Below are 12,171 nucleotides of genomic sequence, written 5' to 3'. Positions count from 1 at the left end.
TGAACCATTATCCTGCCGAATCTGTAGATGGCATCGTGGGTTCATTCACAATGCGCTCTGCGCCGACCGGGACGGTCTGTGTGAATCGCGATGGATGACACAGGGCTGCGAGGATTTCGGTGCCATCGATTAACCGGGGGCTGGGACGACTAAAATAGGCTCCGGAGTCGACGGCAAAAACGCGGCCGTGCTGAACAGCTGGAAGGCGACGCCAATCGGGATGAGTCGTCAGCCGCTTCAATTCCTGGCGCGTGCGCTCGATTGAAAACCCGCACGGCATGACGATCAGCACATCCGGCGCCGCTTCCACCAACCCCACCCACGTGATCCGCTGCGACGGAGCGCCGCTTCCACTTAATAGATGTCTTCCCCCGGCCCACGTGACCATTTCGGGGACCCAATGCCCCGCGACGTAGAGCGGATCAAGCCATTCCAGACAAACCACGGTCGGGATGTACTCTTCGAGTGCGAGCTGCTCACGAAGAGCCTGCAAGCGCCGGCGAAGTGCGGAAGTCAGCGCGCGCGATTCAGCCACCTTATCCGTTGCCTCTCCGATTCGTTCGACATCATGAAGCATGTCTTCCAAGCTGTCCGCATTCAAGGAAAGGATACGTGCCGGCTGAGGCAGAGACGCCATGGCGCGTTCCACATCCGATGGGGTCACGGCGCAGACATGACACAGGTCCTGGGTGATCACAAGATCCGGTTGCGCGTCACGGAACAGGCTTTCTTCGAGTGTATAGAGCGGGCGATGTTCGGCGACCGCGCGTGTCACCGCTCGATCGATGTCCGGGCTTGCCATACGTTCGTGATTGATCACGGGACGGACCATTACCGGGGCGTTTCTGATCTCAGGAGGAAAGTCGCATTCATGACTGATGCCGACAAGCTGGTCGGCAAGTCCTAGTGCGGCGACGACTTCTGTGGCTCCAGGCAAGAGTGAACAAATTCTCATAAATATCCTTTGAGGAAACTATTGCGTAACGCATCGAAGCTTTGTGTTCAAGCGCGAGGTCAATCATGACCCCCATAGACGATGTGTCAGCTCTTGCAGGTTCACGTCGGCCAACGACGTGGTAATGGCGTCGGCTTCTCGCAGGTCCTCGATGCGGTGCGTGTTGGCGACCGCGAGCACTTTCATGCCCGCGGCATGCGCGCCTCTAATGCCAGGCAGGGAATCTTCGATGACGAGGCATTCACGTGGTGTCGTGGCCGGGACAGCGCCTTGTCCATTCAGTGCGGCCAAAGCATGGAGGAATCCTTCAGGATCGGGCTTGCCGCGTCTTACATCTTCCGCGCTTGTAATGTGCTGGAATTCTTTCCGAATGCCGGACTGCTCTAGAATAAACTCGATTTCATGCCTCAGAGCTCCGGAGCAGATGGCCAAACGATGTCGCGTGGCGGCCTCACGGATGAGTGCTTGCACACCGGGAAAGATGACAGAACGTTCTCTGATGTAGTTGAAATAGGCCTCAGCTTTTTGCTCGACCAAGTCCTCGATGACGGTCTGTGAAACCGGCTCGCCATGGGCGGTCAGAAAGGCTTCGAAACACCCCCTGTCGTCGTAGCCAAGATAATCCGCGTAATATTCCTCTTGGGTGAGCACGTACCCCTTTTTTGCGAGCACACGCTGGAACACCGCTAGATGGATGGGTTCACTATCCGCAATCACACCGTCGAAGTCGAAGATAATGGCGCGTGACATGATCAACCTGTTGTGAAGTCATTTAGTCGTAAGGTCTTCACATCAAAATCCTGATTTATAGACTTTATGACTTTCTGACGTTATGACTGTTAGATGATTTATCGACTTGATGACGTTCGGACTAGCTCGGAAGAGCGGCGTTATTATAGCAGAGGAGCATGACGGCGGGCAGCCCTATGGCTTAGCAGCGAGCTGTTTTTCGGCGATCCAGCCTTTAGCTCCTTCATCGGTGCGCACGAGATAGACCCACGTACCATTGTGCAGCTCTGCATCCAATACGAAGAGTGTGCGTCCCGGGCCGACAGTCGGACCAGACTTCGTTCCAGCGGCATCCTGAGTCAATGACAGAGGAAGTCCGGGTGAAGCGGAATTCGGAACGATGGACACGCGTTGCCCTTCTCCGAACGAGGGTGTGGGAATTGTGCCTGGCGGCCTGACAGAGTCCAACCCCTCTGGATCCAACGCGCGCGGGGATGGAGGCGGAGGTACGACCGGGCGGTGAACAGCTGTGACGGGTGGCGTAGCAGGCGCGGGCATTGGCGCTTCCTGGCCTGTGAGTGTCATGACGAGTTCAGGGTCCATCGCGAAGTAGGCTCCTCCTGCCACAACGAGTAACAGGAGGATCAAGATGAGAATCCGAAGCCTTGGCGGTTTCTGTGGAGCGGGGCCACCGACATGCGACGGTCGATTGTGAGTCCGCGGTTCCTGCAGCTGCAAATCTACATCGGGATCGGGTTCTTTCGCAAACAACAGCTGCCAACTAGGAAGACTACTGAGCGCCCCGGCGTGATTGAATCCTCCTCCCATCCCTTCCTCCTTCCACAGACGTCGACGAGCAACGGACCAGTAAATATCACTATATGTGTACTGTGTCAAACAGACCCGTAGCGCCCGAGTGTATTTCAGAACTGTCTTGCCGTACCAGTTCCCCGCTTGACCCGCTACAGCCCTTCAGTGGTGGTAGACATGTCTGTAAACATGCGTGCCTGGGGTCGGTTGGGTGTGATGTTGGCTTTTTTCAGCGCCCCGCCTAGCAGGCGTGAGGGTTGACACATGCCATGACCTGGTTGTCTCGACTGCCCGACCTGAAGACAGTAATGCCCTTGCATCGCAGCTGGTAGGCTAATCGAAAAGCCGATGCGACATCCTGCTTGGTGGCTGTCGGAGGGAGATTGATGGTTTTTGATACGCCGCTGTCGCTGTATTTCTGGAACGCCGCCTGCATGCGAACATGATGTTCCGCACCGATATCATGCGCCGTGACAAACAACCGCTGAATCGCTTCGGGAATGTCCGTCAAGTTTTGGATCGATTCAGCTGCGGCCACTTGCCGAATCAACTCTTCCGAATAGATGCCGGCACGTTTCGCGTGCCGAATAAAAGCCGGGTGAAGGCTGATGAGTCGAGTGTCATCCATGACCGTCCGGACGAAGCTGATTCCATAGAGTGGTTCGATACCCGGTGAGCAGTCGGCGATAATGCTGATGGTTCCAGTCGGCGCAATGGTGGTGACCGTGGCATTCCTCAACTGCTGCCCGGCAGATTCAAGACGACTTCCTTTAAAGTTTGGAAACTCGCCGCGCTCTGCCGCCAGTTCCGCTGATGCCCCTCGTCCAACTTCCCACAGGAAGCGCATGATGTGCTCGCCCAGAGCGAGGGCATCGGCGGAATCATAGGGAACATTCAGCTGGATGAGGAGATCTGCGAACCCCATGATGCCTAACCCGATCTTGCGATTGCCCTTCGTCATGGCTTCGATTTCTGGTAACGGAAAGTGAGTCATATCGACGACATCGTCCAAAAAGCGGACGGCCAGTCGGATCGTGTCTCTCAGCCGTTCGTAATCGATGCGCGGGCGTTTGGTGGAGCCGGTGAGGAAGTGGGCCATATTGATTGAGCCCAAGTTACACGATTCGTGCGGTAGAAGCGGTTGTTCGCCGCACGGATTCGTGCTTTCCATCAGGCCGATGTGCGGGGTGGGATTGGCGGCGTTGATCGTATCGAGAAAGAGGACTCCGGGTTCTCCCGTCCTCCAAGCGGCTTCCGTCAGCCGGTCGAATACGAGCGCGGCTTTGAGCCGTGTGACGACGCGCTTGGTTCTCGGATTGATCAGGGCATAGTCCTTGTCCCGTTCGAGGGCGTGCATAAAGGCGTCCGTCATCGCAATCGATACATTGAAATTCGTCAGTTCTCGGGGATGTTGTTTCACGTCGATGAATGCGAGAACATCGGGATGATCGACTCGCAACACGCCCATGTTGGCGCCCCGTCGCGTGCCGCCCTGTTTGATGACCTCCGTCGCAGTGTTGAAGACCTGGATAAAGGACGCGGGTCCTGAGGCAATGCCATTGGTGGATGCCACGATGTCATTCGCAGGACGTAGATGGCTGAAAGAAAAACCGGTGCCTCCGCCCGATTGATGAATGAGGGCCTGATCCTTCACGGCCTCGAAAATAGACTCCAGCGAGTCCTCAACGGGAAGAACAAAACAGGCGGAGAGTTGTTGCAAATCGCGTCCGGCATTCATGAGTGTCGGAGAATTCGGCAGGAAGTCCAGGCGGCTCATCATGTCGTAGAATTGCTGCGCGCGCTGGCGAACCGTGCGGCGGCTGCACGGATACAGGCGTTCCGCCTGCGCCACGTTCTCCGCGACGCGCCGGAACATCTGCGCAGGCGTCTCCTTCCTGTTGCCCCCGTCATGCTTCGCCAGATACCGCCGACGGAGGACGGTCATGGCGTTGGGCGAAAGCCGAATCTTGTCAGGGCCAATTCCTGCCATAGTTCTCCCAAACGTTTCGAGCCGAGCTATATTATATGGTATAGAAGACCGAAGGGACCATGGGTGGTGTGCGACGTCTGCCATCACTGGTCGAGCCCGGTCTGCCTTGCATTGCCGAACTCGGCTGACGCAGAATGCAGGCAGCCGATGAGTGTCGCATGAAGTCCTACCGCGAAGAACTCTGGTTCGAAACACGCACCAGACGTGCTTACATCAATATTACGTCTCAAGTCGAAGCGGCCGTCCGAAAGAGTGGTGTGACGGAAGGGTTTGTCCTCGTGAATGCCATGCATATCACCGCGAGCGTCTATATCAATGATGACGAGCCTGGGCTGCTCGTTGATTACGATGAATTTTTGGAAAAGATGGCGCCGCAAGAGGCCACGTATCGCCACAACGACACGGGTGAAGACAATGGCGATGCGCATATCAAGCGGCAATTCATGGGACGAGAAGTGGTCGTCGCGATTACCAAAGGGCAATTGGATGTCGGCCCATGGGAACAGATTTTTTATGGCGAATTCGATGGCCGTCGCCGAAAGCGTGTGTTGGTGAAAGTGATCGGGGAGTAAACTCAGTGCACAAGGCAAAACCAAACATCCAAAACAAAAGCCGTCGCAATTCTGCCTTTTGCATGTGTAACTTTTCCTTGCGCCCTGATGCCGTGCCGCTTGCATTCGCTCGGAAGAGTTTGGCAACATGGGTTATCAGCGGTGACCAATGCATCGTCACTGCGTTGCCCTGGAGGAAGGTAACATGTCCAACTGGTGCCGGCCCGATCCTTTGACGCGCGATCTCATTCATCTCATCAATGCCCGCCGTCACGACCATGGGGATGCTGACTCCGCGGTCGAAACGCTTCAGGCTTTCTTGGAGCAGGATCGGGAACACGATCTGTTGACGGTCCTGGCTGCGCTCGATGAAGAGATGGCGGAATGGATGTTCGACTTGCTTTCGGAAGCGGCTTGTTCGGTTGCCATCGATCAAGAAGAGACCGGCGGAGATGAGCGGGTGAACTATGCGATCATGGCAGCGCTGGAATTGCCCCTGCAGGCGAATCTCAATCTGCCGTTGCGATTGAAGATCGACCCCGTTGCCACCGCCGACTTGCTGCACCGGCACCTCCGTTTACCGGCCGGCACGATTGTAACGGTAGAACCTCGTCTGCTCACTGACGCGACGCTCGATCTATTGACCTTGCATGAGTTGAACACACATATCTCCTCCCTCGCCGATTCACAACGCCGTCAGGCGATTGCCGCTCGTCTTCACCCACCTGTAGAATCAACGGCCTATCTCATGTTTGAACTGATCGGTTCGCCTGATTCAGGAATGCCGGACTCGCTGGAGGAAGAAGATCGTGAAGGGTTACTCAAAGGGTTAGTCGCGCAGTGTCCTGAGTTGGCGCCCGCTTCGCATATGATTGAGGCCCCGGTCTATGCCGCCTATGCCATGTTCGACGCGCAAAATGCGGTGCGACTCCACCGATTGGCTGATGAAACGGTCGCAGTCTGGCGCGATCTCGATCCGTCAGTTCGTAGCCGCACGATTGTGCATTTGCACACGCAGTGTGGGAACGGCGTCTACATGCCGATTTGGACCGATCTCTTCGATCCGGAACTCCCGGAAGATCATGGCCCCGTCTGGACATCCCCGGATGTGTGGGTCTTTACAGCCGACCTCCCGATCGAGTGGCCTGGCGAAATGTTGACGAACCGCTTACTAGCCGAAGGCTGCACCCGATTCGAAAATCATATTGTTGAGGCCCCTGAGAATTAATCAGGTTGCTTCGTGATGCACGGTTGTATGACAGGCCCGCTGTCTACTTTGCCGTTCCCGAAGAGAATCCCCAAGGCATATAACAGTTGCAAGGGGCGTCAATGGCATAGTAGCCGAGCGCCGGATTCAGCGGGCAGCTTCCCTGTGGTGTGACGCACCACTGCGACCACCTCGCTTGGCCTTCTCCCGCCAGAATTTCCATGCCGCGTGGAGGGGCAGCAGCCTGAGCCTCTTGCTCGCATAAAGTCTTTACCTCTGCGTGTGTGTAGCCGGCCTTAGCAAGATCGATGCGGTCTCGGGTTGAACAGGTCGCGCCGGAGGTGTGTGGGTCTATCAATGAACATGCGCTAAGCGCGAAGACTAAGGCCATAAGAAGTTTCATCACGACCTCCCTCGTTCAAGGTGATATCCTGAATCACATTATTCAGATCTGATCCAGTAGGTTTGATGTTTCTTTCTGTCTTGCGCCTGAGCGAGTTTTAAGCATTGGCTGCTCTTCTGAGCGGCTCTAAGAGCGCTTCCGGAACCTTCAGTTGTCCTCTGCCGATCCCGACCTCAATATCCGGTTTCGTCACGCCATGAAAGTCGCTTCCGCCGGTCACCAGTAGATCCAAGCGCCGGGCTACGTCGAGATAGGCCGCCGTCTGTTCTGGTCGATGGGTACTGTAATGGACCTCGATGCCGCCGAGGCCGACGGCTTTTAATTGCTCACATATTTTATAAATGCCTTCTGACCGGTCTAGCCAGGATGGATGTGCCAGCACCGGCACCCCTCGTGCGGCCCTGATTATGGCAATGGCTTCCGCCGGGTCAGGCAACTCACGTGGGACATGCGCGGTGGCCCCGTCGGCTAGATAGCGGTCGAAAGCTTCCTTCGCCGACGTCACGTAGCCCTTTTTAAGCAACACTCTTGCAATATGTGGACGCCCGACGGAAGCCTCTCCCGCGAGCGTTTTCACATCATCATAGGTGATATCGAGGCCAAGTGCGTTCAGCTTTTCTATGATGCGCGGGTTTCGCACATGACGTGCATCTTGGAAACGCCTGAGGTGCCGGTGCAGCTCGATGTTGTTCCAGTCCAAAAAGTATCCGAGGATGTGTAGTTCGGTATTTCCCCAGCGTGAACTGAGCTCGATACCGGGAATGACTTCGATGCCTAAAGAATGACCGGCCTGAATCGCCTCAGGTAAACCATTGATTGTGTCATGATCGGTGATGGCGAGGGCCGTCACCTTTACTTGGCTCGCCAATGTCAGAACATCGGTCGGCGTTCGGCTGCCATCCGAAAAGGTGGTATGGAGATGAAGGTCCAGTCGACTCATACTATCCTTTCTGGGCAACTAATCGTGCGGTAAAGGGCATGTCGCTATCCTTGGCTTCCTCGTGCCGTCCTTCCTCATAATGTAAGACGCGGAGGCCTTGAGTGAGACGAAGGAGTTCATTGTGTTCTAAACAGAATTCTTTTCTTCGCGGGTGTTGGTAATGCAAATGGTTGTCAATCAGAAACGTTTCATACACCAGTACGCCGCCTGGCTTCAGTGCGCGTATGATGACAGGAAACAGCGGACGGTACAGATAGAAAAAAACGATAACGCCATCGTAACAGTCGTTATACTGCTTGCTTTCGAGCACTGACTCGGCAACGCTCTCGCTTTCAAGATCCAGAGGATGCACGCGGAGGTTGGTGAGCCCGCGTTCTTTGGCGTGGTCAGCCAGTTCTCCCAATGCCTGCTCGTCACGGTCGATGGCATCGATCGAAAACCCCAAGCCGGCCAAAAATAGCGCATTCGTTCCCCGGCCAGCGGCAACATCTAATATCGTTCCTTTTTTCAAGAATCGGCTGGCTTGAAGCAAGAAGCTAGCCGGTTTTGGTTCAGGTATAATGTCCTTCCTGGTCCGAGCAATGCGGATCCCCACGGAACCATGAACATCCTTTATCGGAGGTTTGAGTTTTCTGGCCCATAGTATGACGCCCGCAACCGTTAATTCGGTAAAAAGTGCTTGAACCATCTTTTCGGCCATCCGCTCCACCAGGCAATATTCCCCATGCGTTCCAATTCGGATGATGCATTCCACAGCTCGTGTATAATCAATAGCTTTCGAGATATTGTCGCTATCGGCAACGGAGGGTGCGGCTCCCTTCGGGTACTCGAGCTCGACGTCGACGCGCATGGGCTGAAGTGAATGCCGTTCGTCACCTGTAACGCCTATATAACTATTAAATTCAATGCCTTGTACTATAAGTTGCTCTCGCATACCGGCATTGTCGTGGACGGCCGCGTGTTGAGTCAAGGGTTTTCGGCTCCTTCCCAAACGGCCCCTAGAACCGGACGCTTCAATAGAGTACAATACGCTCCTCAATATTAAAGAAGACGAGGAGTTACCATGTTTCCCAAGAACCACCGTGAAGGCTCACAGGAAGAGCTCGAGATTCAGCTTCGTCAGCGCGCATTGAAATCTCTTCTCCTTATGCGTCAGAAGCGTCTCCGTGAAACGCTTGAGCATCGAATCAAGCGCGGCCAGAAAACTGGTGAAGGGGAAGATTTGACTCGAGCGGATTGGGCTCGGCTCCACAAGCAAGAGATCGATAAAACCAAACAGCAGGTGGCCGATCTCGAGCAGCAGAGTGTTCATGCTCAGCGGCAGTTAAGCCAGCTGAAGCGAGCGCTGAGTCGTGCCAGAAGACTTCGAGCATCCCAAGGATCAAAACGCAAGTAGCGACAATGATGAGGTCATTTGCGTTGACTTGATTTTTGCGCCACTTTTATAATCGGGCGCGTCTAATCGATCTACGTCGCTGATTTCAAAGGGACATGGCTGAGCTGACGCATTTCAACGAATCCGGGCGAGCCCGCATGGTCGACGTGTCCGCCAAGGCGTCAACCGAGCGAATTGCGACGGCACAGGGGCGTGTCCGTTTAAAGCCGGACACGCTTGCCAAGATCCAGCAGGGCAAGATTGCGAAGGGCGATGTGTTGGCAGTGGCTCAGGTGGCCGGTGTAATGGGAGCCAAACGGACACCTGATCTGATCCCGATGTGTCATCCCGTGCTGCTTGCAAGCGTCGATATCGCTTTTGAAGACGATCCTCACCCTGACCAGCAGGGCCTTTGTTCCATTACGATCACCGCGACTGCCAAGACGACCGGACCAACCGGTGTTGAAATGGAAGCAATTACGGCGGTTTCTGTCGCGGCACTGACGATCTACGACATGTGCAAGGCCGTAGATAAAGGAATGGGTGTCACGGACGTCTACCTCTTGGCCAAGTCCGGAGGGAAATCGGGGACATATACGAGAGTGTAACGATGTCGTCACACATCACCGTCAAATTATTCGGCCTGATCAAAACCCTTGCCAATAACCAAGCGGACCTGACAATCCATCTCAATGGGAGCCGACGAGTCAAAGATCTCGTTGCCATGCTTGATTCGATATATCCTCGAGTCGGAGAACTGGTCCACGCGAAGCGGGTGCTGATCTCGGTGAATCAAGAGATCGCGCATGACGAGACGGAAATTCACGAAGGTGATGAAGTCGCGCTCTTGCCGCCATTTGCCGGAGGCTCACAGGATACGGATACGCTCCGAGATGAGGCTTTGCTAGTACGGGTGCAGCGCGAAAATTTCTCTCTCGACGCGGAAATCGATCGGGTGCGGGCCCGGTCTAAGCGAATCGGCGGTATCGCCACCTTCTTGGGCACGGCGCGAGACTGGTCAAAAGGCCATGCGGTCAGCGGCATTACCTTTGAGCACTACGAGGGGATGGCCCAAAAGAAGTTGCGGGAGATTAGGGAACGAGCCCTCAAGCAGTTCGATGTCATCGAAGTCCTCATTCTGCATCGCCATGGTACGATCGCGATCGGGGAGAATATCGTCTTGATCGTCGTCGGTGCGGAGCACCGCGCAGAAGCGTTTAAAGCCTGCAAATGGTGTATTGACGAGCTCAAGCAAATTACCCCTATTTGGAAGCTCGAACAGACGCCGGAAGGGCAGGTCTGGGTCGAGGAACATCCATGAACCCGCCCGCTGGATGGGACGACTCCACTCTCGTTCGGGACACGTTAAGTCGACCACTCCAAAGTCTTCGCATTTCCGTCACCGATCGATGCAATCTTCGCTGCCAGTATTGTATGCCGGAAGAGGAATATTCCTGGCTTCCTCGAGAAACTCTTCTCACATTTGAAGAAATCACCACACTTACGGATCTCTTCACCGACGTCGGCATAGATAAAGTTCGTTTGACAGGCGGTGAACCGCTGATGCGCCGGGACTTGCCTCGGCTGATCCATCGACTGACGAAAAACCGTCGCCTGAAAGATATTGCGTTGACGACAAACGGCATTTTGCTAGGGGACCAAGCTCAATCTCTGTACGATGCCGGCCTCCATCGCGTGACGGTGAGTTTAGACACGCTTCGCCCTGACCGCTTCAGAGCACTGACCAGGCGCGATTCATTTCAGCAGGTGTTGGACGGTATCGACACGGTTGTTCGAATTGGCTTTCCACAGCTTAAGTTGGACACCGTTGCGATCCGCGGGTTCAACGATGATGAACTGTCTCACCTCATCGAATATGGCACATGTGTTGGAGCGGAGGTACGTTTTATCGAATATATGGATGTGGGCGGGGCGAACGACTGGTCGGCCGACAAGGTGTTTTCACGGGAGATGATCTTAAAGAGTCTCTCGCAGCGATACGGCCGCATTGAACCGATCGTGGAACATAGCTCTGCTCCGGCTCAGCGTTTCCGGCTACCGGATGGAACCACATTCGGCATCATTCCCTCCACGACGACTCCATTCTGCTCAACATGCGATCGCAGCCGGTTGACCGCGGACGGGATGTGGTATCTGTGTCTCTATGCCAAGCATGGAATTGACTTGCGACAGCCGTTGCGTGCCGGTGTCTCTCGTGGGGAGATGGTCTCGCGCCTCAGATCCATATGGGAAGCTCGAACGGATCGTGGGGCGGAAGAGCGAAAAGAATTGGAATTAACCGGCGCCAGAGGGCGGCTCATCGGTATTGAAAAGCTTCGCGAGGATCCGCACCTGGAAATGCATGCGCGGGGTGGATGAGCGTGCATGCATTATGTAGGAACGTATCACGGTTTGACATGCCACTTCCGCTGTAGATACGGTTGATGCTGGATTTTGAATTCCTTACTATCCTCGGATTTGGACTCTTGTTGGGGGCACGGCATGCCCTCGACGCCGATCATCTTGCGGCTGTGTCGACGATTCTCTCCAAGCGTCCCTGCTTACAGACATCGGGTTTTATCGGGTTGTGTTGGGGGTTTGGCCACACGCTGATGCTCCTCCTCGTCGGCGTTGTGGTCATTTTTCTGAAAGTCACCATTCCGGAGTCAGTGGCCCGGACGTTGGAATTTGGTATCGGAATCATGTTGGTCATCTTGGGCGGCTCCCTGGCCTGGTCCATCTATCAGGAGCGGTGGCACCTTCATACGCATGAGCACGATGGTGAAAGGCATCTGCATCTCCATAGTCATCAGAACGACGAAGACCATCGGCATCATCACTGGATGTACCTGTCTGTGCGTCCATTGCTCATAGGCATGGCTCATGGATTGGCGGGCTCGGCGGCTCTCATGCTCATGGTGCTGTCGACAGTGCAGACGATGTGGCAAGGCATCGCCTATATCTTAGTCTTCGGGACCGGTTCCATCATCGGGATGGTCTTCCTTGGCTTCCTTATCAGTGCGCCGCTGGTATTGTCCGGCACGTTCGGACGACGTGTGCAGCATGTGGTTCAGGGACTCGCCAGTCTTGGAAGTGTCGGGCTCGGTCTCACGATGATGATTACGCATTTCAATTTTTGATATGAGTGCAGCCGCTGCACGGTAAGACTTGAAAGGTTCCAGCCGCTAAGCCTTCCTGCCTAATCGAATAG

The 12,171-nt window shown here is 55.0% G+C and carries 14 protein-coding genes; 7 read left to right on the top strand and 7 right to left on the bottom strand.

Going from position 1 to position 12,171, the window contains the following annotated elements; all coding sequences use genetic code 11:
* Positions 1-7: 7 nt before the first annotated feature.
* From ACWHYZ_RS15890 to ACWHYZ_RS15875, 4 genes are all read right to left on the bottom strand, one after another.
* A complete protein-coding gene (locus tag ACWHYZ_RS15890) occupies positions 8-955 on the bottom strand; it encodes a cobalamin-binding protein (protein WP_447983657.1) in 948 nt (315 codons plus the stop codon).
* 63 nt (positions 956-1,018) lie between these two features.
* Positions 1,019-1,705, bottom strand: a complete 687-nt coding sequence (locus tag ACWHYZ_RS15885) for an HAD family hydrolase (RefSeq protein ID WP_447983656.1) — start codon at positions 1,703-1,705, stop codon at positions 1,019-1,021.
* Positions 1,706-1,879: 174 nt separating this feature from the next.
* Positions 1,880-2,512: a hypothetical protein gene (locus tag ACWHYZ_RS15880; RefSeq protein ID WP_447983655.1), complete on the bottom strand. Its 633-nt coding sequence runs from the start codon at positions 2,510-2,512 to the stop codon at positions 1,880-1,882.
* A gap of 223 nt (positions 2,513-2,735) precedes the next feature.
* Positions 2,736-4,484, bottom strand: a complete 1,749-nt coding sequence (locus tag ACWHYZ_RS15875; protein WP_447983654.1) for an adenosylcobalamin-dependent ribonucleoside-diphosphate reductase — start codon at positions 4,482-4,484, stop codon at positions 2,736-2,738.
* Between the two features lie 158 nt (positions 4,485-4,642).
* On the opposite strand from ACWHYZ_RS15875, the gene ACWHYZ_RS15870 reads away from it, so the two are divergent.
* Complete coding sequence (locus ACWHYZ_RS15870) at positions 4,643-5,056, top strand: secondary thiamine-phosphate synthase enzyme YjbQ (RefSeq protein ID WP_447983653.1); 414 nt, start codon at positions 4,643-4,645, stop codon at positions 5,054-5,056.
* 184 nt (positions 5,057-5,240) lie between these two features.
* On the top strand, positions 5,241-6,263 hold the full coding sequence (locus ACWHYZ_RS15865) for a hypothetical protein (RefSeq protein ID WP_447983652.1): 1,023 nt from the start codon (positions 5,241-5,243) through the stop codon (positions 6,261-6,263).
* 43 nt (positions 6,264-6,306) lie between these two features.
* Here ACWHYZ_RS15865 and ACWHYZ_RS15860 read toward each other — a convergent pair whose 3' ends face one another.
* The 3 genes from ACWHYZ_RS15860 to ACWHYZ_RS15850 form a co-directional block, all read right to left on the bottom strand.
* A complete protein-coding gene (locus ACWHYZ_RS15860; RefSeq protein WP_447983651.1) occupies positions 6,307-6,645 on the bottom strand; it encodes a hypothetical protein in 339 nt (112 codons plus the stop codon).
* Positions 6,646-6,742: 97 nt separating this feature from the next.
* Positions 6,743-7,585 carry a PHP domain-containing protein gene (locus tag ACWHYZ_RS15855; protein ID WP_447983650.1) on the bottom strand — a complete coding sequence of 281 codons (843 nt, stop codon included), beginning with the start codon at positions 7,583-7,585 and terminating at the stop codon, positions 6,743-6,745.
* A gap of 1 nt (position 7,586) precedes the next feature.
* Positions 7,587-8,555 (bottom strand): dihydroneopterin aldolase, encoded by a 969-nt coding sequence (locus tag ACWHYZ_RS15850; protein WP_447983649.1) that lies wholly within the window; start codon positions 8,553-8,555, stop codon positions 7,587-7,589.
* Between the two features lie 93 nt (positions 8,556-8,648).
* Here ACWHYZ_RS15850 and ACWHYZ_RS15845 point away from each other — a divergent pair, with 93 nt between their 5' ends.
* From ACWHYZ_RS15845 to ACWHYZ_RS15825, 5 genes are all read left to right on the top strand, one after another.
* Positions 8,649-8,981, top strand: a complete 333-nt coding sequence (locus ACWHYZ_RS15845; protein ID WP_447983648.1) for a hypothetical protein — start codon at positions 8,649-8,651, stop codon at positions 8,979-8,981.
* 95 nt (positions 8,982-9,076) lie between these two features.
* Complete coding sequence (moaC, locus tag ACWHYZ_RS15840; protein ID WP_447983647.1) at positions 9,077-9,568, top strand: cyclic pyranopterin monophosphate synthase MoaC; 492 nt, start codon at positions 9,077-9,079, stop codon at positions 9,566-9,568.
* 2 nt (positions 9,569-9,570) lie between these two features.
* Positions 9,571-10,281, top strand: a complete 711-nt coding sequence (locus ACWHYZ_RS15835) for a molybdenum cofactor biosynthesis protein (protein ID WP_447983646.1) — start codon at positions 9,571-9,573, stop codon at positions 10,279-10,281.
* Positions 10,278-11,339 (top strand): GTP 3',8-cyclase MoaA, encoded by a 1,062-nt coding sequence (moaA, locus tag ACWHYZ_RS15830; RefSeq protein ID WP_447983645.1) that lies wholly within the window; start codon positions 10,278-10,280, stop codon positions 11,337-11,339. Before ACWHYZ_RS15835 ends, moaA begins: the two co-directional genes overlap by 4 nt.
* A gap of 65 nt (positions 11,340-11,404) precedes the next feature.
* Complete coding sequence (locus tag ACWHYZ_RS15825; RefSeq protein WP_447983644.1) at positions 11,405-12,100, top strand: HoxN/HupN/NixA family nickel/cobalt transporter; 696 nt, start codon at positions 11,405-11,407, stop codon at positions 12,098-12,100.
* The last annotated feature ends 71 nt before the right edge of the window (positions 12,101-12,171 follow it).

This window comes from Nitrospira sp. Nam74 (assembly GCF_965152615.1).
The sequence above is the reverse complement of the archived record's forward strand: the minus strand, read 5'-3'. Positions and strand labels throughout refer to the sequence as shown.

Coding starts and splice junctions, on each gene's coding strand:
- ACWHYZ_RS15825 (WP_447983644.1), top strand. CDS start 11,405: ATGCTGGATTTTGAATTCCTTACTATCCTCGGATTTGGACTCTTGTTG.
- moaA (WP_447983645.1), top strand. CDS start 10,278: ATGAACCCGCCCGCTGGATGGGACGACTCCACTCTCGTTCGGGACACG.
- moaC (WP_447983647.1), top strand. CDS start 9,077: ATGGCTGAGCTGACGCATTTCAACGAATCCGGGCGAGCCCGCATGGTC.
- ACWHYZ_RS15865 (WP_447983652.1), top strand. CDS start 5,241: ATGTCCAACTGGTGCCGGCCCGATCCTTTGACGCGCGATCTCATTCAT.
- ACWHYZ_RS15855 (WP_447983650.1), bottom strand. CDS start 7,585: ATGAGTCGACTGGACCTTCATCTCCATACCACCTTTTCGGATGGCAGC.
- ACWHYZ_RS15890 (WP_447983657.1), bottom strand. CDS start 955: ATGAGAATTTGTTCACTCTTGCCTGGAGCCACAGAAGTCGTCGCCGCA.
- ACWHYZ_RS15885 (WP_447983656.1), bottom strand. CDS start 1,705: ATGTCACGCGCCATTATCTTCGACTTCGACGGTGTGATTGCGGATAGT.
- ACWHYZ_RS15845 (WP_447983648.1), top strand. CDS start 8,649: ATGTTTCCCAAGAACCACCGTGAAGGCTCACAGGAAGAGCTCGAGATT.
- ACWHYZ_RS15875 (WP_447983654.1), bottom strand. CDS start 4,484: ATGGCAGGAATTGGCCCTGACAAGATTCGGCTTTCGCCCAACGCCATG.
- ACWHYZ_RS15870 (WP_447983653.1), top strand. CDS start 4,643: ATGAAGTCCTACCGCGAAGAACTCTGGTTCGAAACACGCACCAGACGT.
- ACWHYZ_RS15835 (WP_447983646.1), top strand. CDS start 9,571: ATGTCGTCACACATCACCGTCAAATTATTCGGCCTGATCAAAACCCTT.
- ACWHYZ_RS15880 (WP_447983655.1), bottom strand. CDS start 2,512: ATGGGAGGAGGATTCAATCACGCCGGGGCGCTCAGTAGTCTTCCTAGT.
- ACWHYZ_RS15860 (WP_447983651.1), bottom strand. CDS start 6,645: ATGAAACTTCTTATGGCCTTAGTCTTCGCGCTTAGCGCATGTTCATTG.